Genomic DNA, 26157 nt, shown 5'->3' with positions numbered 1-26157 from the left:
GTGTTCTCCTCACCCATGAGAAAGAGATTCGATGGAGCTGGATGAGTTCCTAACAACGTTAGAGACGCTGGCGAAGCAAGCGGAGCAGGCGTTCACTGACGCAGTGGAGCAAGAGTTGTTCGAGGCGGCGCGGGTGCAGTTCATGGGCGCGCGCAGCGGGCAGATGAAGACGCTGCAGAAACTCATGGGGGGACTTTCCAAAGAAGATCGGCCCGCGGGTGGAAAGAAGTTGAATGAGGTTAAAAACCGCATTCAAGCCGCCATGGAATCCGCCAGTCAGCGATTGGACGTGGCTGGCACGGGAGGCTCAAAAAGCGGCCCGATGATCGATGCAACACTGCCCGGTGAGCGTCGGCATTTGGGGCGAGTCCACCCCATCACACAAACGATTGAGCATCTAAAAGATATCATGGGGCGTTTGGGATTTGAGGTGGTAGAGGGGCCCGAAGTCGAAGACACGTGGCATAACTTCGTGGCGCTCAACATCCCCGAGGATCATCCCGCTCGCGATCCGCTCGACAATTTCTATCTCTCGGTAGCAGGACAAACCAGCGTCGATGCCAACGCCCACGCCGCGCGATTGCTGAGGAGTCAGACGAGTACGGTGCAGATTCGGGTGATGGAAAATCGTCAGCCGCCCATTCGCATTATTTCCCTCGGCCGAGTCTATCGTCCCGATGAGGCCGATGCGACTCACTTCCCGATGTTCCATCAGATGGAAGGGTTGTGGATCGATACTCACGTTACCATGGCACAGCTCAAGAGTGTCTTGCGGATGTTTGCGACCAGTTATCTCGGTGCTGATGTAACGATTCGTTTTCGCCCCAGCTTCTTCCCCTTCACCGAACCGAGTGTGGAAGCCGATTTTCTATGGAACGGAAATTGGATTGAATTTGGCGGGGCAGGAATGGTTGACCCCAACGTATTGAAATCGGTGGGGTACGATCCCGAGCAGGTTTCTGGATTTGCATTTGGTCTGGGGGTTGAGCGACTCTGCATGCGGAGGCATCACGTCGAGGATATTCGTGATTTGTATCGCAATGATCTCCGTTTTCTGCATCAGTTCTAAGCGTTAGCGGGCATCAGTCCGCGTCGCATAAGATGGCGCCCAGGCGTCGCACCATGACAAGTGTCGCGCAGTTGAAGTGCAAAGCGACCGCGCAGCCCCGCCTTCAGGTTGAGACCTGTATCGCCGGAGTTGCGAGGCATGCGTTTCACGGTTGCTGGCAAAGATTTCTACCAATGAAAAGGCCGTTTTAATATGCTCGTCTGCTGGGAATGGTTGTCGCAATACGTTGAATTGAGTGTATCGCCGGAAGATTTAGCGAACCGCTATGCCATGTCGGGCCTCAATCACGAGTCCACGGAAGCAGTTGCCGACGATATCGTCCTCGATCTGGAAGTGACCAGCAATCGCGGGGATTGTCTGGGACACATTGGGGTCGCTCGCGAAGCGTCTGTGCTGCTCGGCAAGCCGCTCCGCATTCCAGCGGCCAATGTCTCCACTGGAGGAACTCCGGTCGAGAGCTTGATCAAAATAGTGAATGAGTTTCCTGATGCCTGCCCACGCTACACGGCGCGTGTCGTGCGTGGAGTGAAGATTGGCCCAAGTCCGGATTGGCTGGTTCGCCGGCTATCGGCAATCGGGATCGCATCGGTGAACAACGTTGTCGATGCGACCAATTACGTAATGATGGAGTGTGGACAGCCTTTGCATGCGTTTGATTTGAAATGCGTCCGAGGGGGGAGGATTCATGTTCGACCAGCTAGTGAGAAAGAGTCCTTTGTCGCCATCGATCACCGAACCTATGAACTCGATTCCGCCATGGTGGTTATTGCTGATGCGGAACGAGCCCTTGCCTTGGGTGGAGTGATGGGAGGTGTGGATAGTGAGGTAAGTGCATCGACGGTCGACGTGCTCATCGAAGCTGCAACGTTCAACCCGCTTACGATTCGTCGAGCTGCTCGGTTCCTGAAACTACACAGCCCATCTTCTTTCCGGTTTGAACGCCGCCCAGATCCCGCCGGTCTCGATTGGGCAAGCCGCCGCTGCTGTGAACTGATTCTACAGATTGCAGGAGGTGAATTGCTTGACGGCTGTGCCTCGGCCGGTAGCGAGCCTCCGGCTGCGGACGTGATTCCATTCCGCTTACGACAAATTCCTCGCGTCTTGGGAATTGAGATCCCTGCGGATGAAGTGTTGTCCATTTTGGTGTCTCTGGGATGCCTAGTCACTGAGCAGTCATCGGAGACCTTGAAGGTGACTCCGCCCACTTGGCGCGGCGATTTGACGCGCGAGGTCGACTTACTGGAAGAAGTGGCAAGAATCTATGGGTACGAGAAGATTCCTGAGGACGCCGCCGTTCCGATGAGTGTCGCACCGCGCCGCCCGAAGGATATAGCGATGGGGCGAGTACGGTCGATTCTGAGTGCGTATGGAATCGACGAGGCGATGACGCCAAGTGTGGTTACCAAGAGTGCCGAGAAGCATGGCAGTGTATGGACTGAGCTGCCGCCGCTGTCTACCGAGACTCCCTTGCTGATCGGAGCCAAGCTGCTTCGGCGCTCACTTTTGCCGAGTCTCTTGACTGCTCGGCACACGAACCAAACCCAATCGATTCGCAATGCTCAGCTGTACGAGGTTGGTACGATTTATCTTCCTGGTGCGACCGCCGCAGAGTTGCCCCAGGAGCAGAGCACCTTGGGGATCGTCACCACGGGCGATTTGCGTTTTGTACGCGGTATCGTAGAGGACATTATCTGTCAGGTGGTCAGTCGCCAGAGTCAGGTTGCGTGGAAACTTGTCGAGCATCCGAGCTTTCAAGCAGCGACTCTTCTACAGGTCTCTCTCAATGAACAGGTCTTGGGGTTTGTTGGGCTGATTAGTGCGAATACACAGAATGCCTTCTCATTGGACCAGCCGGTCGCCGCAGCCGAGCTGAGCGTCGATGTGCTGTCCGCGGCCCTCGAAGAGGTGCGTCAAGCAGATCCGGTCAGCGCCTATCCTGCAGTGACCCGCGATTTGAATTTCGTCGTCGACGAAGAGTTAACCTGGGCTGCGCTATCTGCCACCTGCCACGAACATGCAGGCGATCTCCTGCAGGATATTTGCTATCAGGAAACCTATCGGGACACGAAGAAGGATGGGGCCGGTAAGAAACGACTCCTGTTAAGCCTTGTGTTCCGTAGCCTCGACCGTACGCTGACCAGCCAAGAGGTTGATGCGGCGGTACAAAAGGTCATTGCGGCGTGCTCGCAAAAGTTTTCCGCCACGCTACTCGCTTGACGGCCTGGTGAATCGCAAATGCCACGTGCCCAAGCTCGGTTTCGTGGCGGTAGCGACTTCAACTAGGCTGTAGCGGCAACTATCTTTCCTCGCGCACGCAGCGGGTTGCGATTTTGGCCGCTCGCTACGCGGCAGGGGGCGATTGAGACGGGGCGTTGACGGTTGGCTGGACGTGTTGGGGCTATTCTGACGCGGTAGCGACTTCAACTAGTCTGTCGCGGCAATTACTTTTCCTTGCTCACGCGGCTAGGCTGTGAAGTTTTTTCACCAACGGACTCTTTTGGTATTCCAACCACGAAATTTTTTCGAATTGGCGGCTGAAAGTCTTACTTGGTCGGATTGTTGGCCAGCAAGTTAGCTCGTGTCCATCATGCTCATCTCTTCGAGTTGTGTTATTTCTCAACCAAGCGGTTGCCTTGCAACTGCTTAGATTGCCAAGGCCCCCAGGTTTACCATGCGTGTGAAGTTAAAGGCCACGGCATGCCATAGCGCTACCGCTTTGACCTTCACCAGTCCTCGAACTTTGAATTGCCGAAGGTTCCGATTGCGGCAGTCCGCATTGGGAAACTCGGCAACCGACGGGCGCGTCTTGTAAAGCTCTTTGTATTCCTCTTTGGCCATTCTCGCGCGAAACGCTGTGTATTCGTCGCTTTCGCCAGGTTGCTGCGCGTGAGGATCTTTGCCTTTGCTTTCCAATACCGATCCACGGGGGATCGTGGAGACGACTTCGGTCCCTTTAGACTCCACGGTCTTAACATCGCCCTTGGTTGCGTAAGCGGAATCGACCAATTGCGTCTTGGGTGTCTTGTCGTAAGTTGAGCACACTTTCTCGTGCATTGGTGCCATTTGGCCACTGTCAGTTCCCGAGTTGATAACATCGACAGCGACTATTACTCGCGAGTCAGCATCGGTTGCGAACTGGACGTTGAAGGCCGGATCGAAGCCACCATTGGCCATCTTCATATTACGGGCGTCAGGGTCCGTAGTGCTCACGCGAGTCTTTTCGCCGTCACCTTTTCTCCGAGACTCGCGCTGCTTACTAAGCGCCTCAAACTGTCGCAAAGCCTCATCTAATCGCTCTTGACGCTCACGCGATGCTCGTTCGACTGCCGCTTGGCGACGTGCGTCTCCAGCGGAACGATCGCATTCGTTCTCGGATTCTTTCTTCAATCTATCTACGTGAGCCTGAGCCTGCTGCTGCAATGACTCAAGCGTCGGCTTGCGGCGAAACGAACTACTGCCTGCACTAGCCCGAACGCGCATTCCGTCTTGGGCAATGGTCTCCAGGGGCACCAGACCTTGGGCGACCAACGAGGCAACCGTGTCAACGAGCGTCTTCTCCAAGAATGCTCCGTTCTCCACTCGAAAGTCGCTCAACGTGTGATAATTGACCGTGACATTTCCGAGCGTCCATAAATAGGCTATGTCCGTCTCGCATCGGCGACCAAGTTCTCGGGCTGTGCCGATGCCATCCAAGGTTGCCAGAAGCCACAGTGAAACCAGTATCTCCGGCGCAATACTATTGCGGCCAACGGTGCTCTTGGTGACAACGATCTTTTCATACAGAGGTTCTAGGTCCAACGTTTTGACAAACGACCAGACAATGCGAGCACGATGGTCGCGCGGAAGCATATCTTCAAGTGAAAGCATGTGCATTTCCACTTGAATACGATGGGGGCGGGAAACACGAGCAAGCTGCGATGGTTTTTGAGTATTCATGCTATAGTTGTAGCGCCCAAAATTAATTTGCAAACCACTTGGCTAAAAATTCACAGCCTAGGCGGGTTGCAATTTTGGCCGCTCGCTACGCGGCAGTGGGCGATTGAGACAGGGCGTTGACGGTTGGCTGGACTGTTGGGGCTATTCTGACGCGGTAGCGACTTCAACTAGTCTGTCGCGGCAATTGCTTTTCCTTGCTCACGCGGCGGGTTGCAATTTTGGCCGCTCGCTACGCGGCGGGGGGCGATTCGGAGGAGTGGGGGCCATTGCACGCATTGGGTTAAGTGTCGAATCGACCTTGGCTCGACCAGCGATGCTTGGTATCTATCGGCATGGCTTTTGACGCAAATACAGCCGACAGCTTACCCATGCGCGAAAGGCGATCCCTCGGGGCCGCTTGGTGCTGCATCGTGGGGTTGCTCCTTGGAAGCTTCTCGGTGGGGTGTAAGGTCGTGAAGCCTCGCGACGATGACCGCTCTGCGCTTGCAAAATTGGCTGCCAATCCGGTCACTTACATCGTTGAAGATTTGCGGAGCCGGTTGCCTGCCAAGGAGCCCACGCATGCGCGGCTATGGCGGAGTGACTTGGCTGTTCTGCCGTACGCCGAGATCGAAAGCGACCGAGTTGTTCTGCACAATATTCGCGATTGTGAGTACCGTACAGAAGAGGATTATGATGTCCGGCATTTCGACCGGCAGGTTTTTCTCAAAGATGTGCAGTCGCTCGATTTCATCGTAGTGCCCTTCAAGAACACCCCTGCGCTCGCGCACACGATGTTGAGCTTCGGCTTGGCTGATGGACAGCATCTTGTCTTTTCAGCAGAAGCACGCTTGGAACAACACGAAACATATTCTGCGGTAGCAAGTGCCAGCAAAGAATTTGAGTTGATGTGGATCGTTGGTACGGAACGCGACCTGGTGCGTTTGCGTACCGAAGTGCGGAACGTGGATGTGTATATTTATCCACTCAAAATCAGTCCTGTGCAGGCACAAAGCGTCTTTCTGGGAGCGGTGGCACGCGTAAATGCAATTGCACGTACTCCCGAGTTCTATGATCTACTGACCAATAACTGCACCACCAACATCGTGGACATGGTGAATAGTCTCAAACCCGATGCAATTCCGTCCGATATTCGCGTTTTGTTGCCGGGGCATTCAGATCGGCTCGCGTATGACCTCGGCTTGCTCGCGATGCCAGGCACGTTTGAGCAGGTGAAAGCAGCCAGCCGGATTAACTTGGCGGCTCATCTGAACGCCCAAGACCCCAATTTCTCGCAAGCGATTCGGCAGTCTCGCCGTTAACTCACCGTTGGCTAAAATCGTTCGACAAGATTCCCTTGGGCGTCAAACTCCAGCGGGCTTGGGGTGGCCAAAATTTGCAAATCGGAGCGTTCTTGGGCTTGCTGGAAAAAGTACTCGCTGCACTCGATCTCGCCTAAGCTCAGGGTGTCTCGAATCCACATGGCCGTCACTTGTGCGGGCGGACCGAAACCTGCGAGATGGCATGCGGTGCTGAGTGCCAGTTGGTCCGACGCAAATTCAATGGGCAGCATCGCCCCGGTTAGATGTCCGGCAGTAATGCAATTCATGCGAGTGGCCTCCCGATCGAGGGCGTCGATAACTCGCTGGTGGCACAGTTCTGCTAGCCCGATACCGGAAGCGTTTCCATGGGTGGCCGGTGTTAAACTGCGAACGTAAATATTGTGGATGTCGGGTGAATCTCCGTCGATGGCGGCATGGTCATTGCGTTTGCGCCCGATAATATTCGTGTCCATACCAGTACCGGAGATGTCCTTGCCGATGCGGTCGATGACTAGCAGTTCACTGCGGTCAAAGGGCAGTTTGGGCATCCAGCTCTTCACTTGCCTCAGCAGCTCGGGTTCGCGCCGTTCAATGTCCGTTGCGGGCAGGGCCACAATGTCTGCGGTTTCCTCGTAGCCATTCTCAAGGACGGCCAGGCCACCCAGAATGCGACAGCGGCTCACTACCTCGTGTGCGACTGAGCGAACAATCTGATCAAACGAGTGGTTCACGATAACGCGATGGTAGGTTTCTGCACCGAGCTGTTTGCCAAGCCCGATAAGCATCATCTTCATCAGGCCGCTTTCGATATCCCCCGCGAAACGCGTGTGCGGCTTGATTCGATTTACGACCAGGACCCCATCCGCTTCCGAAGCTAGACGGTCGAAGTAAACCGGAAATCCCTCTTTGGCCGTGCAGACTTGTACGACTTCCATCGAGCTGCGAATGGGGCAATTCATCGTTTGGGGGTTGATTCCAAATCGATCCAGCACTGCTGCTTGACCTTCCGCGGTAGCGCCTCCATGGCTTCCCATTGCAGGCACGATAAACGGGTGCGCACCTGCATTTATAAAATAATCAACGCAAGCTTTGGTGATGTGATCGATGCCGTGAACGCCTCGGCTCCCCACGGTGATTGCGATTGATTTGCCGGTCCACTGCGCGGGATCGCCGCAGATCGCAGCCAATTGCTCGTTCACGCGTCCCGCAACATCGGCTAGTTGGGGGCGCGGAAAACTCTGCTGCACGCGAAAGAAGCGAGGAAGTGAATTATTGAGACTCATAGAACTTGGGAGGGCTATTTTGCGGACGGAACCGACGACGGTGTGGTGAGATGGTCAGTGGATGGAATCAAGGGCGGGGCGGAGAGGTTGAAGATGCAGGTTTTCCTGCCGCTTGATTTTGCTGTGATTCTAGGGCAGATTGAAATTCCTGCAGCTGTGCTTGCATTTGCAAGTCGTTGGGGGAGAAGCGTAGCGCTTTGCGTTGCGTTTGGACAGCTTCTTCATAGCGTGCGTTCGCAAAAAGGCAGCGTGCGAGCGTATCCAGATAGGTTGCTTTATCGGGCTCCAGATCCAGTGACCTCAAGCTAAGCTTCAACGCTTCTCGCGGACTTTCATTGCATTTTGCTAACAGCCATGCGAGTTGATTGCAATACTCGGAGAGGATTGATTCAATGCCCCGACGTTCTCGTAGGTTCGCTTGGATGAGCCGTCGCTCAAAATCGAGCACTTGCGTGCGATAGTCAGAGACCATCGCATCCATATAGACGCGGAATTGTGTCGCGAACGGCTCTTGGTGGGCGACCTGTTTGAGTGCGATTAGAATATCGGGATTGTCTATGTCTCCTTCAACATCCATTGCCTGTTGAAGGTGTTTACCTGCGGCTAGGGTGTCGCCTGAGTTGATGGCGGCCAAGCCAGCATAGAAGTGGTAGTTCGCCAGCAAGGTGGGGCGATCGATGTAGAGCGCCTGAGTGGCTGGTTGGTCCTGCCGGTCGGGCAATGCCAAGACCGGTTCCAAGGTTGTTGCCGCTTGTTGGTAGTCGCCAGCTTGCCACATCAGATGGGACAACTCCAGTCGGACGCTCCACTCCATTGAAACGGTAATATTCAACGACAGAATGGCAGCATACTCGCGTCTGGCCCAACGAAACATGCCCCGCTCACTGAGCCAAATTGCGGTAGTTTTGCGCCAATTGATTTCCAATTCATCAGAAGCTTCAGCGGTGAGGGCCTTGCTATGGTCTTGGCCTATACTCTCCGCCAACTGCCGAATCGACTCGCTGGCCGCAGTCGCCTGCAACTCGGCTTTCTCTGAGGCACCCAGCTCTAGGTAACTCTTGGCGAGCAGGAAACTCAGCTTGGCAGACTTAATGAAGAGTTCAGGGTATTGCTGCTGCAAATCCTCGACCAATTCTGGAAGCTGAGATTCCAACATCCATTCAGCCGCCTTCCTAGCCTGTCCTTCATCGTTGCTAACCAAGTCCAAACTGCTCCGCGTTACGTTCAGAGCTGCTTCGCGATCTGCAATGAAAGTTAGCCAACTGCCTAGCCAACGGTAGAACCGTCGTGTGGTCTCGATCGCCTCGCGTCCCTCCTCAGATGCGAGTCGATGTTCCTCTTTGGCAAAGCTGGCCCAGGCGGTCAGCGGTTCTGCACGCAATTGGACTGCTGCCGATTCCAAGGAATCTGCGGTTGAAGATGCTGTGTTTGCTAGGGAGGGGTGGTCGAGCAGGTTGGAGGACAGAGTTTTGAGCCACTGGACGGAGGTCCGTTGACTGTCGCCGAGAGTAAATAAAAGTGAACGCAGAAAGATAGAATCGACCGAGTGGGCTTCCGACTGGGAAACGGTACCCGGAGAATCGAGGGTTCCTCGTTCAATCGTAAGCTGAGTTTGGCTGGCGGACAGCGAGTTAGCGGACAGGGAGTCCGCGGCCACCTGCGCACTTGAATTCTCAAGCGAATTCTGTTCGACAACCGCCAGAGTGACGCGGGCCATTTGCTCCATCAGGCTCAACGCGGCTGCCTTGGAGAGGCCTTCGTTGATTTCGAAACGTGCCAGCCTTGCAAGTGCTAGTAGGGCGTCTGGTGTGGCAAGATTGGCAAGTTGCTGGAAGCAGGTCTGACGCTCAACATTATTCAGCCCATTGTAGTTCTTGAGGAGTGTGCGGACGGCAACGGAATCATTGTCGAGCCACCAACTTACGTTTTGGCTCTCGATTATGTATTGGGCGGCCCGTTCAATCTCTGGATTGGGATGCATGCGGGCAGCCTGGAGCTCCTCGAACGCTTCCAGTCCGATGCGTTCAAGTTCCCAGCGGGCATTGACGCGCGTGTGGTAGTTGTCATCACCTAGTTGTTCAATCAGCGACGCAACTCGAGCTTTCAACTCTTGTTGCGAAGGCGGTTGGGGGGCGTCAGACGACGAGTTCGGGCCAGGCACCGCAGGTGAACTTTTCTTTACATCGGCGGGAGTCGGTGGGGCTTCACCCGTCGCCTCCTGAGCCAGCAGGGGAGGCGTCGTCGCGCACCAAGCAAAAAACACCGCCCATAACAGCAGTGAAAGACTATCCACTCTTGGCGGAGTCCGTGGGAGGTCGTTCTGATTGGTACGCGGATTGGTCATGACGCTAGCCTAAGATTTTGCAGCTAGGAGACGTTCGATTTCGCGGATCATCTCTTCGCTATTGGGTGCCGTTTGCGGCTTGAAGCGACCAGCCACCTTTCCATCGCGACCGACCAGGAACTTCTCAAAATTCCAAGATACCTTACCGCTCCCCTTAGGCTTGGTTTCCAATGCTGTGAGGTACTTATAGAGGTCGTTGGCTCCATCGCCGTTGACTTCTACCTTTTCGAACATGTCGAAGGTTACCCCATACTCCTTGGTGCAAAATTCTGAAATTTGCTTGGAGCTGCCCGGTTCCTGCGTCCCGAATTGATTGCAAGGAAAACCAAGCACAACCAACCCCTTGTCCTGGTACTTTTCGTAAACTTGCTGCAACGCCTTGTAATTGCTGTCGGTCAGACCGCATTCGCTCGCGACGTTGACGATTAATACCACTTTGCCTTCGTACTTTTTCAGCTCAACCTCTTCGCCGCCAAGATTCTTTACACTGAAATCTAGTGCTTTGGGGGGCTTCGTTGACTCCTTCTCAGCGGCAAAGGTGTTCATCGATAATATTCCAACTGCGAGTGCTGCGAGCCAGGGTTTCATGTTACTTAACTTTCCGTCGAATGGTTCGAAGAGTTTCTGGGCGAACGGTATATGGTATTAGTATAGCGATCTAGCAAGCCTCTGGCGCAGTCTGAATGGTGGATATTAAGATGGCAGGGCAACGAGGCTGTTTCCGCCCCCCCGGGAAGCGGGAAGCATTCTATGAACGAGCATTTGGGGAGTCCTCCGGTGGAAAATTTAAGTCCCGTTGATAATTATCTGCATGGCAGTTGGGAGGCTTTGGGGCAAGGCGCCCCCATGCTCGTTGCCCTGGCCCAACTGTGCAGCGAAGCTTGGGTATTGCATCGTCGTTCTAGTGGCGGGGCGCCGGACGACTCGCCTCTCGGTGCTGTGACGACAAGCGAATTGGAACCTGAATCGCTCGCCATCCTGTATGCTGCTCGAGAGCGAGGGATCATCGAAGTGCGTGCCGTCAACTCAGCGTTTGACGCAGCGGCCCGTTTGTTAGCGGTGTATGTGGAATTGGACGAAGAGCGAACCATTGCATTTCGAGACGCAAAGTCTCCTGAAGTCACGCTGCGTTTTCTGGCCGGATTCCGCAACTTGTGTGAACGTGGTCTAATACTTCATCACATTTTTCGAGATTTTTCGCTATCGCCCCATGCGTTTGAAATTGCCCGAACGATCTCCAAAACGGACGTCCAGGTCTACTTGGACATGGCCACCGAATTCGGATTGCATGACTAAATGACACGTTTTACCGTATCCTTCGCAATGGTGGGGTTGTTGATCGTTGCTATATCTCTGGTGGGATTCTGGTCGCAGTTTGCGGTCGACAGCCAGCACTCTTCCCTGGAGGGGATGATCTCCACTCAAACCCCTGTCGTCACACACCGTCCTGCGTCTGATGGGACGCAAATTAGCGATAATGCCCATCCGCTCGACCAAGTCCTTGAATTGGCTAGCGAAGTTTTGAAGAGTATGCAAGCAAATGTACAAGACTACCGGGCGACCTTGGTCAAACGCGAGAGGATCGGCGGACGACTGGGAGAGGAGGCCAAATTGCTAGTGAAGGTACGCAGCCCGCAAACCACTGGCACATCACCGCGCGGGCTAGCGGCTTATCTCAAGTTTATCGAACCCAGCTCGACGGCTGGACGCGAAGTGATTTGGGCCGCCGATCAACGCGAGGGTGAGCTGGTTTCGCACGAAGGCGGCTTTTTGAACTTGAAACGCTTGCAGCTTAAGCCTGACGGAATGTTGGCCATGCTTGGCAATAAGTACCCCATAACGGAAATCGGACTCCAACGTCTGGTCGAGAAGTTGATCGAAAAAGGCCGCGAAGATCGAACGAAGGGGCCGTGTCAGGTGGATATTATTGAAGATCAGAAAGTGGGAGATCGAGTGTGCCGGTTGATTCAGGTCGTTCACCCCACGCCCGACGCGGGCTTCGACTTTCACATCGCCCAAATCTTCATTGATATCGAACGTCAGATCCCGTTGCGATACGCTGCCTTTCTATGGCCGAAGCAAGCTGGCGGTGAGCCGCCCCTGGAGGAGGAATATACCTACCTTGATGTGGAGCTCAATATCGGACTTTCCGATGCGGACTTTGATCCAGACAATCCCCTCTATAACTTTCCCTAGGCGGTCTGAGTCTCGAATACGAATGAGCAGACGTTGTTTGGCAAGGATGCGACGATGATCGAATCAATACTTCCGCTCGCGCCAAGCCCCTGGTCGGACACCTGGGGGCTGCTCCCCGGTCAGGCAAGCCTCCCGGGCTTGGAGGATCAGACGCTTTCCAGCACTCAGGCGATCGCCCAGCAATTCGGCGGTAGCGATTGGCTGGGGCCGCTAGCACCGGTGGCGCTCTCCCCATTTTTCGGACTGACGATGTTGTCGGGAGTGGCGACCTATGGGCCCGACTGGTTGCAAGCCCACAGTTCCTTGTTCACCCACAGCAGCATGCTCAACAATCCACTGTTGTTTTGGATCATGCTCTCTTTGGCACTGATTACCAGTTTGCCCAGGCTAACCAAAGTTAGCAAACCACTGGCCTTGGCTGCCGAGAATTTTGAAACGTATTCTGCCGTGATCATCTTAATCGTGGTACGGCTGTTGAGTCACGGCAGTGAAGCGAGTGCGTCGTCGGTCGAACCGCTAGCCGGTTCCACGGTAATGGTCACCGCTGGTGTCTCGGGATTTTCTCTCGATGTGGTGGTTTCGACTTTTGCGGCGCTGAATGTGATCGTCATCAATGCGGTCAAGCTGTTTTTGGAATTCTTAGTATGGCTCATTCCGGTGCCAGCCATCGATGCAGTGGTGGAAGCGGTGAATAAACTGATGTGCGCGGCACTGATGGCATTGTATTGCTTCAGCCCGGTCTCGGCGGCCGTGGTGAATCTACTGCTGTTGCTCATTTGCGGAATCGTGTTCGGCTGGGTTTATCGTCGTCTGCGGTATTATCGCCAACTGGCGATTGGGCCCATGCTGGCCTTGTTGTTGCCCCGACTGTTTGCTCAACGCGATTCGAGCTTTACCGCTTTTTGTGCTCAGGCGACCGGCGGCCTGCCCCGACTCAATCGCGTTGGCATTCGCCGAGATGAGCAGGGGGATTATCAAGTGACGGGCCGGTGGTGGTGGCGAACGGTGCAATTGCACTGCGCCGCAGCAGCGGTGCGGCACGAGGGGGGCTTGCTGGGCAACGGGCTGGTCATGGTGGATCAAGAGGGCCGAGAATACCGCTTTTTGCATCGCCGCTGGGTGTCCACCGATGCCCTCTATCGACCGACTCACCCTACAACCGTTACGTATGCATAGCACATGTTTAGAGTGTCTAGTCGTTGCGGGGCTCTGAAATCCAACTCTTTTTTGTCCCGGATAGGCGTTAAATTCGCTACCTTTTCTCAATTCAGCAGTTCTATCGGGGGACCTGCTGCCAAATTGTCGAACCCCAGGCTTTCATTTTGCCGCGCGACGACGAATAATCAGGACGGCCTGTAGGGAGGTTGCCAGCTTCCCAACCGATCCAATCGCGACCTGCTACTGGCAGTTCTCTCGATTCCCGATACTTTCCTCAGCTTTGCTCAAGGATGCCATGACCCATTCAGCTATCAGCACATCCCGCACGGATGTCCATAACGTTTGGGCGACCACTCGCTTGAGTCTCGCATTGGTATGCCTAGCCTTGTTGGGCAGCGTTCCCTTAGAGAGCGTGCGCGGGCAGGAGGCGACCATCGCTCCTCCGGCGGTAAGTTCAGGGCTTCGCGAATCCCTCAAGCCGCTTTCGCGATCCGAGTTGTCGAGCCCCGCCGGTGAGGCAGTCCAAACGCTTTCGGCGACTGCCCGCGGCGACACCTACGTGGCGCTTGCCAGTGGACTGGACAGTGTTTTTAGAGGTGGGGAGCCGCGTTCGCTGGCAGAGCTCAAGCTACTGGAGCTTCAGCAATCGAAAGTTGCCAGTGTCATCGAGCGCGTTACGGTTAATGTTCAGCAGGGATCGGCCCAGGGCAGTGGAGTTCTCATCACCGCCGACGGCTATGTTTTGACCGCTGCCCACGTGGCGGGCAAGCCGAACATGCCGGCTCAAGTGGTCTTCAGCGATGGCACGCGATATTCGGCCACAACCTTAGGGATGAATCGTGACAAGGATGCTGGCCTGTTAAAAATCAATGATGAGCGTGGGCAACCTTGGCCCTTCGCGACCATCGGTAGTGTGGGAGACCGCGATCTTCGAGAGGGGCAATGGGTGGTAGCGGCCGGGCACCCCGGCGGCTGGAAAGCGGGACGCGGAGCGGTGATTCGTGTCGGCAGAGTTCTGGCAATCAATCGCAGCACCGCGGATCGGGGGAGAGCTCATACTCTGTTTACCGACTGTGCGTTGATTGGCGGTGATAGTGGTGGTCCGCTGTTTACACTGGAAGGCAAATTGGTCGGTATCCACTCCCGGATCGGCACCGAAATCACCGACAACATGCACGTGCCCATCGATGTGTTCCACGAGAGCTGGGAACGCATGGTACGTGGCGATGCGTGGGGATCGCTGCCAGGCTATCGCCCGGTTATTGGGGTCAATGGGCCCAAAGGGGATGATCGGCCGCTGATTGATTCGGTCGTGCCTCGCAGTCCTGCTGCTCGGGGAGGTTTGGCTGCTGGGGATTTGGTATTGAGTATCAATGGTGTCAACATCTCGACCTTCGAAGAGCTGAAATTGGGTGTCGAAGCGAGCCTACCTGGTGATGTACTGGTCTTGACCGTCCAACGCGAAGCACAGGTTTTACGTCTGTCCATCACGGTTGGCGTGGCGGACAATTGAGAAAAACGCTCGGCGGGACGCCAAGCGATCCAATCTCGGTACAGATTGATTACAATGAAGAGGTGTGCAAGGAGGCCACCCCAACGGTTCAAGTTTTTACTGAGAATGCGCTGTGAAAAAAATATACTCCGACTGTGTTTCACTGAGCGTCGTTGGGTTGTCCCTGATTGCCGGTGCGTTGTTAGCCTCTTCCGTGGGATTCCAGCGAGTAGAGACTCAGCAGCCACTCGACTTGCGAAGCTACTCGGGCGTAGAGGCGCATGAGCTTGGTGCGACCCCGGGGAAGTACGTTCAGGAGCCGGCGCGGCGTTCGAGCTTTCGGCCTCCCCTGGGCAGTAGCATCGCTTCTGCCAACGAACGCAGTAGTCTGTTCATGCTGCGTGCATTCCAAGAGGTCGTGGCGCCCGTTAGCCACTCGACGGTGCGTCTGTTTGCGAACGGTCAGCAGGTTGCTTTGGGAGCTGTGGTCGATAGTGAGGGATGGATTGCTACAAAATCGACTCAGTTGCCAATGGATATAGCGGTAACGTGCCGCACCTATGATGGAAATGAATTCGTCGGTGAAGTAGTCAATCGCGTCTCGGGAATCGATATTGCATTGGTTAAGATCGATGCCATCAACCTTCCATCCATTCAGTGGAATCGAGATTTGCCAGCTCGAGGGAAATGGCTGGCCACCGCAGATTTGTCTTCGCTGCCTATTGCTGTCGGTGTGGCAAGTGCTGGGGTGCAGCGTGTGCGTGCTTCCGCAGCAGTCCTGGGTGTCTATCTAGATGAGGCACCCAGTGGCGCATCCATCCGACAAGTGCTCCCTGGTAGTGGCGCAGCAGAAGCTGGATTGAAAGCGAATGACGTCATCTTTGCTGTCGAAGGAGAGCAAATTCGCTCCCAGAGGGAATTTCGCACGGCCGTTTCCGGTGGCTATGCGGGGCAGCCCATTCGGCTGAGTGTCAGTCGTCAAGATCGCGAATTTGATGTGACCGCCCGCCTGATGGACCTCTCCGACGAATTGTTGGATGAAACCGAGATGGAAGTTAGCGGGCAGATCAGCCCTCGGGCCACAGGTTTTGCTCGAGTACTGGTTCACGACACTGTCTTGCAACCCAATCAGTGCGGTGGTCCCTTGGTGAACCTCGACGGACAAGTCGTGGGAATCAATATTGCTCGAGCTGGGCGGGTTTCTTCCTACGCCCTCCCTTCGGATGTGGTTCAACCGGTTGTCGAAGGCTTGATCGAGCAGGCTCGCTTGGTGTCACTCTCCAACAAGCCTCAAACATCCCTTCGCCCAGTGCGATAACCTTTGTCGCACCCTGCCCGGCCGGCCTGTTGATTGGATTATCCTCTCGATTCCAACGCTGATATCGCATTGCAGCAGTCACGAATCCGACCGTGCTTACCGGCCTGGGGACTTTATGTGCAATGCCGGTTGCTGACGCGACGGTAGTGCTTCTGCTGGCTGTGAGTAGCAGCAATCAACTTTCGTTGCTCACGCGATTGTTGAAATCGTAATCCGCAGCGTGAACAAGGCCGGAGTGGTTGGCCACTACGGGGCGACTGAAAACTTCACGGTAAAGCTGAAACCGCTCTATATTTAACCCGTCCTAACACGGCCGTTGATGTAATAGCAGTTTGAATATTAGCGCGGGGGACGCGTCTGCAATTGCCCTATAGCGGCAACCAACTTTCCTTGCTCACGCAACGAGTTGCTATTTCAACAGCCAGTAACGCGACGGGGCCAATTTCGACGCCGCGTCTCTACTCAGCGTACCTTTAGGGCTGGCCGGTGTGTTTCAAGATGAATTGCACAACCTGGTCGGGTGCTGGGTGAGTGAAGTGATGGCCATTCGATTTCTCGGTTCCCTGGGGGACTGAGATTACTTCCATCGATCCACTCTGCGCCTCGAGGCGTTGCTTAACTAGATAGGTATTTTCTGCGGGCGGGACAACGCGATCGCTTTCCGAAACGATGTGCAATAGGGGGATGCGAGCTTGAGCAATCACTGCGGTTTGATGAACTGGAATCTGTGGGAACTGCACCGCTTCGTCTTCGCTAAGGCCGTATGCCTCTAAGCACTGCTGCCACTCCCGAGGTGCTCCCAAGCCGGTTCCCTTGCCCCCTGGCCAGCTGTTGAAATCAAGGACGGGCGTGTCGCAATAGATGCAAGCGACTCGCTCGGGATGTCTGGCTGCCCAGTTGTAGACAAATAAACCACCGCGACTAACACCTTCAAGCACCGGTCGATCGGAGAAGCCGAGTTTTCCGGTGAGGTGTTGGTAAAAAGCATCTCCGATTTCCATGGCTTGTGGGCCGCCAAACATGCCCGCCACGTCGACATAAGCGATGTGGTATCCACGCTTAACTAAGTCGATATCCATTTCTGCATGGAAACCAGGGAATCTCGCTCGCCAGATCCACAGCGGTTTGCCCTGCTTGTCGAGTGCGGGGGGGACTTCGGGAGCGACCAAGTAGGCGGGACGCGCAGCGATGGTCAAATGATGCTGTGGGAACCCGTTCCACTGCTCTGTCCGTTCTGCCCAAGTGGGTGTCTGGCCGCACAGGGGGGCTGCCACGCAAGCCCAGAGCAAGAGGAGTTGGCACGTAGCACGAGTTCCACAGAAACGATGGCGGTGTTGTAGCATGTGGTAGTTTCCTAGAGAGTGGAAGCCTGCTGCCTGACGATTGAGGCCGAGTCCATTGCGGTTGCGAGCTTCTTGAATTCAGTTTGATTTTCTGCAGACGGTTGCAAGGTGCCGTCTTCAATTCGGGTATTCTTATGAGTTTAAGCTGTTTCGTTGTCGAATTCGTTGCCGGGCGGCTTCGAAATCAAAATTTAGTACGCAACCATTGCGGGCTTCTTCCGACAATAGTTTTCGGTCGGCGTGATCAGAGATTCAACAGTCCGTTTAAATAATTAGTGAGTTCATGGCATGGCCAAGCGACTGCTCGAGTTGTCCCCTACTGACTTATTCGGAGAGAAGGCAATTCTCACCGACCTTTCCGGTCGAGAGGAGATTTCTCAGCCTTACGAATTTTTTCTGACGATTGCTTCCCCCAAGGATGGATTGAAGCCTGAAGAGGTGGTGGGGCGACCGCTAGGGGTGCGTATCGACCGCGAGGAAAAGGAGCCACGCTTCATTCACGGCTACATCAGCCATCTTTGGGCTGGGGACTACAGTCAGACTCTCGACGATAAATCGGCACCGTCCAGGATTTATCGCGTGCGTTTGGTGCCGTGGCTGTGGTTCCTCAAGCGTGCATCGCGCAGTTTCGTTTATCTGCCAGAGAAAAAAGAGAAGTCGATCCAAGAGATTCTTGATGCGGTCTTTGAGCGTGTTGACTCTTACGGCCATGTCGAGACGTGGCACGAGGCGGGCGCGGCATCGCACCTGAAGTCGAGGAAGGTCGAGCACTGCGTGCAGTATCGAGAATCCGATTTCCACTTTCTTACACGTACTCTCGAAAAATACGGGGTCTACTATTACTTCCGGCACGAGGAAGACAAGCACACGCTCATCCTGTCAGATAGGCCCAACTACCCAAACGCCCTGGAATCGGAAGTGGAGTACCATCCCTCCAGCAACCAACATCGTCACTTCGATACGCTGAGTGAATGGGAGCATGCTTACGAGTTCGTTTCTGGGAAGTACGAGCAGACCGAATACGATTTTGAGAATCCATCGAACAATTTGAAGGTGAATGCCGCCAAGCATAGTTCGATTTCCCTGTCGAATAACAGTGGCTACGAGCTGTTCGACTACCCTGGTGAGTACGTACAGAAAGGGGATGGCGAAGAGCTCGTGGTGCGGCGTCTGGAAGAGGAGGAAACGCGTTTCGATCGCGTCCAAGCCTCCGGCTCTTGCAAGAGCTTTTGCGCTGGTTACGTGTTCAAACTGGTAAAGCACCACAGTTGTTCTGGTGAAGAGGGGAAGTCGTATCTGATCACCTCGATCGCGCACTCCGCTTCCCAGCCGGGTAGCTTTTCTTCTCAAGGCGTCGATGCCAGCTATTCCAATCAGTTTTCTTGCATTCCGAATGAGCGTCAATTCCGTCCAGCCCGTACGACGGCCCGGCCGAATCTTTCCAGCGTGCAAACTGCGATTGTGGTGGGGCCAGCTGGCGAAGAAATCTACACCGATGAGTTTGGTCGGGTCAAAGTGCAATTCTACTGGGACCGCGAAGGCAAACGCGATGAGAACACTTCATGCTGGGTGCGAGTTTCACAGCAGTGGAGTGGAAAGGGGTGGGGAGGGATGCAAATCCCTCATATCGGCCACGAAGTCGTCGTGGCATTCTTGGAGGGGGATCCCGACCGACCCTTGATCGTTGGCAGAGTTTACAACGCCGAACAAAACGTCCCCATGCCGCTACCCGATGAGAAGACGCGTAGCGTTCTTCGTGACTATGGCGGAAACGAAACGGTCATGGAAGGGGCGGAGGGCAAGCAATTCATTCACACGCAACAAACTTGCGGCAATGAATTCCTGATGGATGGCGTGAGTGGCCAGGAAAAAATTGAGCTGCGCGACAAGTATGGCAATGAGATCGTGCTGGATGCGGTGGAAGGCATTATTCGCATCTATTCGCCGACTCACGAATCGGAGATTGTGCTAGGAAGAAGTATCAATCTTAGCACGTTGAGCAATTTAGTCACGAATATCCTGGGGGATGAATGGAACACTATCCAGGGTGGCAAACACCAGAATGTCGTTGGCATCACCTCACAGTTGGTCGGCGGCTGGAAGCAGGAGACGGTCATTGGGGCAGAAACCAAAATCAACGTGGGCGCCACGGTGAACTGGCACAAGGGGTACCACCTCCAGCTAAGGGAAGCCAAGCAGTTTACGAAAACGAAAGATGCGCTGGTTGAAGTTCGCAATGATGTTTTGGCAACCGCCTTATCAACACAGCTTGCCATTGCTGGAGTTCATGAACTGGGTGCATCCGACATCCATGATCGAGCTGATAAGATAGAGATTCACGGTGAGCAGTCCGTGGAGATGGTCGCAGCGAAAGCAGAGATCGAAGCCAAAATTGCGAAACTGATCGGTAAAAAAACGTCGATCGAAGCATCGACGTGTAATATTAAATCGACCAAGACTGACATCGGAAGCGGGGCACTTAAAGTCAAAGGCTCGAAGGGCAAGAGTCCCAAGTCGGCCAAGAAACGCAAGAAATCGAAAGGCTCGATGCCGGCCGTGAAAAAGAAGAAGGCGCAGCGTAAGGCTCAGAAGCTTGCCCGTCGTGCACAGCGAGGGAAATAACCAGCGATGAGAGTAATTTGTGAAGAAACGATTCGTGCCGGTTGGTTCGCGCATAGCTTTAACCCGCCAGATTTGGCCGGTGTGTTTGTGGCTAAACTGTCGTGCAAGTTGCAACCCAACGGCGTAGCCACACTCCTCGAGGGGGATGACGTGGTTGAGTTAAGCGGCGATCTGCCGCTTGCCGACGATCCAGCCAATCCACTTAAATACAGTTCGGATTTCGTGCCCTACAAGCCTCGATTTGATCTGCTTTTGCAGGCCACGGCGTACAGTCCAACTGGGCAGCCTGCCTCAGGGTGGCAGACGCGATGGCAAATCGGCGAATGGTCCAAGACGTTGCAGGTATTCGGCGAACGCCGCTGGATCTCGGGGCCCTTCTCCTCAAAAATCGGCCCTCCTCAGCCGATTGTCAGCTTGCCGCTCGACTACCGACTTGCGTTTGGCGGCGCCGATGCGGACTTGAACCCACTGGGGCAAGGCTACGGTTGGAAAGCGGAACTGTTGCCATGCATCGAAGATCCGACGCGTCTGGTCAAGAGTCCTGATGACAAACTGGAACCAGCTGGTATGGGGCCGATCTCAGGAGACTGGCCCGTTCGACGGGCCCACGTGGGAACCTACGATGAACAATGGCAACGCACCCGTTGGCCCTGGTTCCCAAGTGATTTCGATTACGCCTATTTCAACGCGGCTCCACGTGACCAGCAATTGGAAACGGGGTTGAATGGCCACGAGGAACTTACTTTTGAAAATCTCCATTGCGAGCATGCACACTACCGCACCCGACTTCCTCAGGTAAGGGTGCGTTGCTTTCTGAGTGCAAGCACCATGGATCACGCCGAGCTCTCCGCCAGTGATTTTCATGAGGTCCCACTTCAGTTCGATACTTTGCAGATCGATTTGGAAGCTGAAGTTGCAACCTTGCTGTTTCGTGGGCACACGGCCATCCAAAGTTTGAAGATGTCAGAGATCCAAACGGTGTTTTGGATGACCGAGTCGACCAGTGGTGCCCCGCTGACATCGAGCGACTGTATGGCGCGTTTCCGGACACTGCTGCAGGCCGACGAGGAAGCACCGCCCGATCCCGTGGAGCTGGCGGAGGAAGAAGCCGCGCAGCAAAAATTTGCAACACAAATGGAAGCGTTGGAGGCTGAGTATGCTGTTGCCATGCAGGAGGCTGAGAAGGAAATTGCTCAGGCTCGTGAACGCGCGCTAGCCGCCGGAGTGGATGCTTCCAAATTCGACTCGCCGAACTCGAGTTCACTGGCGGAGCTGAAGCAGCAGATGGCGGCGATGGCTGAGGGGATGCGCGTCCAACAGCCGGATGTCGCCATGCAGCTCGATGCACAAATTCTGGAAATCGACCAACTGGCTACGGTTGAAGCTGAAATGCAAGCTGAGTCAGGGGATCGTTTGACCCGGGCGGATGTGGAACGCATGGCTGCGGCTGGCGAAAGTTTCCGCGGACGCTCATTAGCAGACTTGGAACTCTACGATATGAAGCTATCGGGCCTCGATTTTTCTGACGTCGATTTCACCGACTGCATGCTCGATGGTGCTGACCTGTCGGGTTCGAATCTGACGAACGCCAAGTTCAGTGAAGCGGACCTTTCGCAGGCTAATCTGTCGGGAGCGTGTTTGGACTATGCCGACTTCTCAGAGGCCGTCGTGGAAGCCTGTGACTTCAGGGGGACCTCGCTCGAAGGAACGGTCTTTTCCGAATTGGATCTCACCCATGCCGACTTTAGTGGAGCGAGTGGGCGAGGTCCTGACTTTTCGAGTGCCAAGCTCAATTCCGCGAATTTCTGCGATGCCAAACTTCCTCAGGCCGATTTTAGCGAGGCGGATGTTAGCCATGCAAGGTTCGACCGAGCGGAGCTGCAGGCAGCCAGCTTCGAGGGAGTCACCGCCAAAAATGTGCGTATGCCGCATGCCGACCTAACAGGCTTGCATGCCAGTGACCAAGCCGACTTTGCAGACTCTGACTTTAGTTGCTGTATGGCCGAGGGTGCCATCTGGGAAGAGGCTACCCTGGACGGCTGTGATTTTCGTGAGTCCAAGTCGCCGAACGCCATTTTTACTCAAGCCTCGTTGGTGGGGTGCCGCTTCGATCGATCAGACCTGCGAGACAGCACTTTTGAAGATGCCATTTTGACGAATGCGATCCTCGATCAGTGCAATTTAATGCGCGCCTCCTTCGATCGAGCGCAACTAACCGATGCTTCCATGCGCGAGGCGAATATCTACCGAGCTGGCTTTTGGAATGCGGCCGTCACAGGGCTCGACCGTCGTGGAACTAGCGAGATCGGAACGGTGCTACCATCATGACCAATATTCAATTTACGCCAGCGCTGGTTCTGCAATATGTGGCTGACAAGCGGCCGTTCCAGGGGTGTGTGATCCAAAACCTCGACCTGGCTGGGATTGACCTGACGGGCGCCGATTTATCGGGGCTGTGGTTGATCAACGTCAATCTCACCAATGCACGCTTGAATGGAGCGATTCTGTCGGACTGTTGTTGGAAATTTGTCGATCTCAGCTCTGCATCCGCGCGCAGTTTAGTCACCAAGAATCTTGTGATGGAATCGTGCCGCTTGAACGCGACCAATCTCTCCGATTCGGACCTGAGCGGTGCTGCCCTGACCCAGTCCGATTTGCAGAACTCGGTCTGCGAAGGCCTGGAGGCGATTGGCATTTCTCTGACGGCGTGCAATTTGTCAGCTGCTAACCTTGCGGACGCCGATTTTTCTGAGGCGGTCATGCTGCAGTGCGAATTTGCCAATGCAGATCTGCGCTTTGCCGATTTCACCAAAGCGTCGATTTTGGAGTCCAATCTGTCGGGCTGCAATTGCAGCGAGGCGTGGTTTGAGGAATCGATGATTGTCGAAGCATGCTGTAGCGGCACCAATTTTGCGACTGCTGAGTTCGTGGGGCCGACCTTCATGGAATGCGACTTAACCTCGGTCGTCGATCTTCCGGTCGACTGTGACCATAGTTCATTCAGCAAATCGGATTTGTCTGGGCTGAATTTAAAGGGGAAGAGTTTCGAAGCGACCGACTTTGCCGAATGCAATTTGACGAAAGTCGATTTCTCCGGTTGCAAGATGCAGGCCGCCAATCTGCGAGATTGTGACCTGGTCGACTCAGTGCTATGCGACGCAGACTTGAGCGAAGCCAATTTCGGAGAGGCGTTTCTATTGGACGCCGATTTTAGCAGAGCTCAGCTGACGCACGCCGTCTTCGCGGAGGCCGATCTCGCCGACGCCCGGTTTGATGATTGCAATTGCTATCGAAGCGATTTCTCAGATGCTGAGTTTGATTTCGAGCAATTACGGACAGCGGACTTGCGGGCGGCTCGGTTTGAGAATGCAATGCTCAATGGGGCCGATTTGAGTCAGCGAGATCTAAGTGGTTGTGAATTTATTTCCTGCGATTTGCAGAATGCCAATTTTCATCAGTCGAACCTAGAGGATGCTGATTTTACCGGAAGCAATCTATCCCAGGCTAATCTTTCCGAGACTCGTCAACGGGAGACTTGCTTTGAAGCGACAAATCTCACCGGTAGCAATTGGTGCAGAGCCAAAGCGACCGCAATTGATTTAAGTGACGCAAATCTGGCGCAAGTCGATCTTAGCCAGGCTGAATTTGAGCGCACCGATTTTGACGGACTCGATCTTCAACAAATTGCCGTAGGTAAGACCATCTTTCGGAGCTGTGATCTCACGGGCGTCGATCTTTCTGGCAAAGACCTAAGCGGCTGCGATTTGACGAAAGCCGATTTGACAGACGCCAACCTGGCTGGATGTTCGCTTCGCCAGACACACGCTGCTGGCTGCGACTTTACCAAGGCGAATTTAGTCGGCGCTGATTTGAGCGAGATGCTGGGACAAGGTGCCGACTTTACCGGGGCTGATTTGTCGGATGCGGTAGCCTGCAATTCCAAGTTGAATCAAGCTGTTTTTGTAGGAGCAAAGTTGGTCAATGCAAACTTTGAAAACAGCCTCCTGAATGAATGTATTTTTGAAAACGCCCAGGCAAGCGGCGTCGTACTTTCGAAATCCTCACTCCAGTACAGCGACTTGTCGTACGCCGATATCAATCATGCAAAATTGGTGGGCGTAGATTTGCAGCACGCAAATCTACACGGGGTATTGCAGCAAGGTGCTGATTGGAAAGATGCTAAGAAACGCAAGGCGGTAGCTACGGACCATGATCGAGCTGCCGCGGAAGCCTGGAAGATCCCTACTGTTCCATTAAAAGGGCAATAATATGCAAGCAGCGCAAGTACCCATGACTGAGTTCCTTGGGGCAGCACGCGTGGTTCGTATTGATGGCGCTCGTCTGCTATTGATGATGAATGAAACCCAAGCCTGGGCAAGCAATGCGATCGCCTATCCGTACGACTTTCAAGTGGACGATATGGTCTTGGCCATCGGTCAGAAGGATGACTGGTTCGTGATCGGTGTGCTCCAGGGCTCTGGCAAGACAACGCTCCATGTACCTGGCAACTTGCAACTCATGGCGCCGAATGGCTCGATCGAAATGGTCGCTTCTCGAGGGGTTTCCATCCGCAGTCCAACGGTCAATATCGTGGCAACACAGTTAAACTTGGCAGCAAAGAAGCTCAATGAGCGATTCGAGCAGGCAAGGCTATGGGTGAAAGAGAGTTATGAAATCATGACCAAACGCATGACGACGCGGGCGGAGGGAAGCTATCGACTCAATGCGGATAAGATTGTCGAACGAGCCAAAGGCGATGTGAAGATCGATGGTAAAAAAATTCATCTTGGATAGGTAAAGGAGTTCGCAATGTTTCCAGTTTCCACGAAAGGCGGCGGGCAGTGCATCGCTTTTCCCGATGTTTGCAAGACGCCCACGCCGGGCGGCCCCATTCCAATCCCCTACCCCAATATCGCCATGCTTCCACAAGGCAAGGGTGGTACGTTTTCATCGAAGGTGAAGATTGACAATCAAAAGGTCGCTACGGTAAAGTCGGAAATTATGATGTCCACCGGTGATGAACCAGGTACTGTAGGGGGAGTGATTTCCAATCGCTTCAAAGGCCCTGCCAAATTCAAAATGGGATCGTCGAAAGTCAAGGTTGAGGGGGCCAAGGTGGTACACCTGACGTCGATGATAGGGCAGAATGGAGTCTCAAGTGCAAACCATCCAGCGGGGATTCAGGTTGCTCCCAGCCAAGTGAAAGTCATTGTAATGCCCTAGGACAGTTTCGGATCGAATTTGTGAGGTTGGGCACCCGGTACCCGGCGCGAAGGGAAGCATGGTCCCACAATTCTGAACATCTAGACGGCTTGCTGCCAACTGCAGCCAGCACCTAGCGGCTTGCTAGGCTCTCGCCGAAACGCGGTTGTTAAAACTCCCCGGAAGTGCCCAACTGGCTGGAAAGTTGGCAGCCTGCTGGTACTTCCGCAGAGTGAAATTCCGGATGAACTCGTTGGTTGGCCTGCCGCCTCGTTCGGTGAAACACTCAAGCCGATTGCTTCGGATAGAACGCGTCAGCTCGCTGGTTCCTAACGCGGCAATACCTCCCAGAGCATCGGTCTCTAGTGAGCATGACCACTGTGATCGTGGGAAAGTTCAATCTTACCGGTGAAGGGCGTCCCTTCGATAGTCACACTCAGTTTGGGCGAAGAGGCTTCGTCATCTAAGTGTTCCACCAGCTCGGCATCCGCAAGAACAAACCGAGAGGATTGCCCACTTGGATCGGTCGCTTCAGGACTTGCAATCAACTTGAATTGCTCAGGTGTACCATTGTGCACTAAGTTGATTGTTACTTCCTTGGCAGCGATTGGTACCGCTTTCTTGGCGCTATGGTCTAGGATATAGGCAGTGACCGACGTTGCGTCGTGGATGACTTCGACGTGATATTCATCACTGCCAAGTTCCACAAGTGTGCCATGGTGTGGGCCTTCCGTGGGATGGTCATGTGCGTCTGCGACTGCCGTATCATCAGTGGCCGGCGGGGCGCTGGCGGTCGTTGCCGCATCGCCTCCGCAGCCAAGCGTAAGCAGCAGCGATCCGCAAAGGGCGAGGGGGAGCAAATAATTGCGCATGGTTATCTCCAAAGTGTACTA

19 protein-coding genes are annotated in these 26157 nt (G+C 54.5%); 13 read left to right on the top strand and 6 right to left on the bottom strand.

Features of this window, described 5'->3' with window-relative positions; genetic code table 11:
• The first annotated feature begins 31 nt into the window (after positions 1-31).
• Positions 32-1069, top strand: coding sequence for a phenylalanine--tRNA ligase subunit alpha (pheS, locus tag Q31a_RS18140; RefSeq protein WP_145080978.1), 1038 nt, complete (start codon positions 32-34; stop codon positions 1067-1069).
• 192 nt (positions 1070-1261) lie between these two features.
• Positions 1262-3286 (top strand): phenylalanine--tRNA ligase subunit beta, encoded by a 2025-nt coding sequence (gene pheT, locus Q31a_RS18135; protein WP_145080974.1) that lies wholly within the window; start codon positions 1262-1264, stop codon positions 3284-3286.
• 426 nt (positions 3287-3712) lie between these two features.
• Here the strand turns inward: pheT and Q31a_RS18130 are convergent, their stop codons facing one another.
• On the bottom strand, positions 3713-5005 hold the full coding sequence (locus Q31a_RS18130; RefSeq protein WP_145080971.1) for an IS1182 family transposase: 1293 nt from the start codon (positions 5003-5005) through the stop codon (positions 3713-3715).
• 452 nt (positions 5006-5457) lie between these two features.
• On the opposite strand from Q31a_RS18130, the gene Q31a_RS18125 reads away from it, so the two are divergent.
• Positions 5458-6306 carry an Lnb N-terminal periplasmic domain-containing protein gene (locus Q31a_RS18125; protein WP_197355382.1) on the top strand — a complete coding sequence of 283 codons (849 nt, stop codon included), beginning with the start codon at positions 5458-5460 and terminating at the stop codon, positions 6304-6306.
• Between the two features lie 11 nt (positions 6307-6317).
• On the opposite strand, the gene Q31a_RS18120 is transcribed toward Q31a_RS18125, so the two are convergent.
• The 3 genes from Q31a_RS18120 to Q31a_RS18110 form a co-directional block, all read right to left on the bottom strand.
• Positions 6318-7589, bottom strand: a complete 1272-nt coding sequence (locus Q31a_RS18120) for a lactate racemase domain-containing protein (RefSeq protein ID WP_145080965.1) — start codon at positions 7587-7589, stop codon at positions 6318-6320.
• A 67-nt stretch (positions 7590-7656) separates the two neighbouring features.
• On the bottom strand, positions 7657-9933 hold the full coding sequence (locus Q31a_RS18115; protein WP_145080962.1) for a tetratricopeptide repeat protein: 2277 nt from the start codon (positions 9931-9933) through the stop codon (positions 7657-7659).
• A gap of 9 nt (positions 9934-9942) precedes the next feature.
• Positions 9943-10521: a glutathione peroxidase gene (locus Q31a_RS18110; protein WP_145080959.1), complete on the bottom strand. Its 579-nt coding sequence runs from the start codon at positions 10519-10521 to the stop codon at positions 9943-9945.
• 162 nt (positions 10522-10683) lie between these two features.
• Between Q31a_RS18110 and Q31a_RS18105 the strand changes: the two genes are divergently transcribed.
• From Q31a_RS18105 to Q31a_RS18085, 5 genes are all read left to right on the top strand, one after another.
• Complete coding sequence (locus Q31a_RS18105) at positions 10684-11229, top strand: hypothetical protein (protein ID WP_145080956.1); 546 nt, start codon at positions 10684-10686, stop codon at positions 11227-11229.
• Positions 11230-12129: a DUF1571 domain-containing protein gene (locus tag Q31a_RS18100; RefSeq protein ID WP_145080953.1), complete on the top strand. Its 900-nt coding sequence runs from the start codon at positions 11230-11232 to the stop codon at positions 12127-12129.
• Positions 12130-12183: 54 nt separating this feature from the next.
• Positions 12184-13305 carry a hypothetical protein gene (locus Q31a_RS18095; RefSeq protein ID WP_145080950.1) on the top strand — a complete coding sequence of 374 codons (1122 nt, stop codon included), beginning with the start codon at positions 12184-12186 and terminating at the stop codon, positions 13303-13305.
• A 277-nt stretch (positions 13306-13582) separates the two neighbouring features.
• Complete coding sequence (locus Q31a_RS18090; protein WP_145080947.1) at positions 13583-14800, top strand: S1C family serine protease; 1218 nt, start codon at positions 13583-13585, stop codon at positions 14798-14800.
• 112 nt (positions 14801-14912) lie between these two features.
• The gene (locus Q31a_RS18085; RefSeq protein WP_145080944.1) at positions 14913-16097 is read left to right on the top strand and encodes a PDZ domain-containing protein; all 1185 of its coding nucleotides are present in this window, start codon (positions 14913-14915) and stop codon (positions 16095-16097) included.
• A gap of 473 nt (positions 16098-16570) precedes the next feature.
• Here Q31a_RS18085 and Q31a_RS18080 read toward each other — a convergent pair whose 3' ends face one another.
• On the bottom strand, positions 16571-17440 hold the full coding sequence (locus Q31a_RS18080; RefSeq protein WP_145080941.1) for an alpha/beta hydrolase family protein: 870 nt from the start codon (positions 17438-17440) through the stop codon (positions 16571-16573).
• Positions 17441-17728: 288 nt separating this feature from the next.
• Between Q31a_RS18080 and Q31a_RS18075 the strand changes: the two genes are divergently transcribed.
• Genes Q31a_RS18075 through Q31a_RS18055 form a run of 5 tightly spaced genes read left to right on the top strand, consistent with a single transcriptional unit; the run spans position 17729 to position 25285 of the window.
• Positions 17729-20062: a type VI secretion system Vgr family protein gene (locus Q31a_RS18075; RefSeq protein WP_145080938.1), complete on the top strand. Its 2334-nt coding sequence runs from the start codon at positions 17729-17731 to the stop codon at positions 20060-20062.
• 6 nt (positions 20063-20068) lie between these two features.
• The gene (locus tag Q31a_RS18070) at positions 20069-22390 is read left to right on the top strand and encodes a DUF2169 domain-containing protein (RefSeq protein ID WP_145080935.1); all 2322 of its coding nucleotides are present in this window, start codon (positions 20069-20071) and stop codon (positions 22388-22390) included.
• On the top strand, positions 22387-24330 hold the full coding sequence (locus Q31a_RS18065; protein ID WP_145080933.1) for a pentapeptide repeat-containing protein: 1944 nt from the start codon (positions 22387-22389) through the stop codon (positions 24328-24330). Before Q31a_RS18070 ends, Q31a_RS18065 begins: the two co-directional genes overlap by 4 nt.
• Position 24331: 1 nt before the next feature.
• Positions 24332-24856 carry a DUF3540 domain-containing protein gene (locus tag Q31a_RS18060; protein ID WP_145080930.1) on the top strand — a complete coding sequence of 175 codons (525 nt, stop codon included), beginning with the start codon at positions 24332-24334 and terminating at the stop codon, positions 24854-24856.
• Positions 24857-24871: 15 nt separating this feature from the next.
• Positions 24872-25285, top strand: a complete 414-nt coding sequence (locus Q31a_RS18055; RefSeq protein WP_145080927.1) for a DUF4150 domain-containing protein — start codon at positions 24872-24874, stop codon at positions 25283-25285.
• A gap of 341 nt (positions 25286-25626) precedes the next feature.
• Here the strand turns inward: Q31a_RS18055 and Q31a_RS18050 are convergent, their stop codons facing one another.
• Complete coding sequence (locus Q31a_RS18050) at positions 25627-26136, bottom strand: hypothetical protein (RefSeq protein ID WP_145080924.1); 510 nt, start codon at positions 26134-26136, stop codon at positions 25627-25629.
• Between the last annotated feature and the right edge of the window lie 21 nt (positions 26137-26157).

The sequence above is a fragment of the Aureliella helgolandensis genome, assembly GCF_007752135.1.
Classification (GTDB): Bacteria; Planctomycetota; Planctomycetia; order Pirellulales; family Pirellulaceae; genus Aureliella; species Aureliella helgolandensis.
This window is presented reverse-complemented; position numbering and strand designations above follow the sequence as displayed.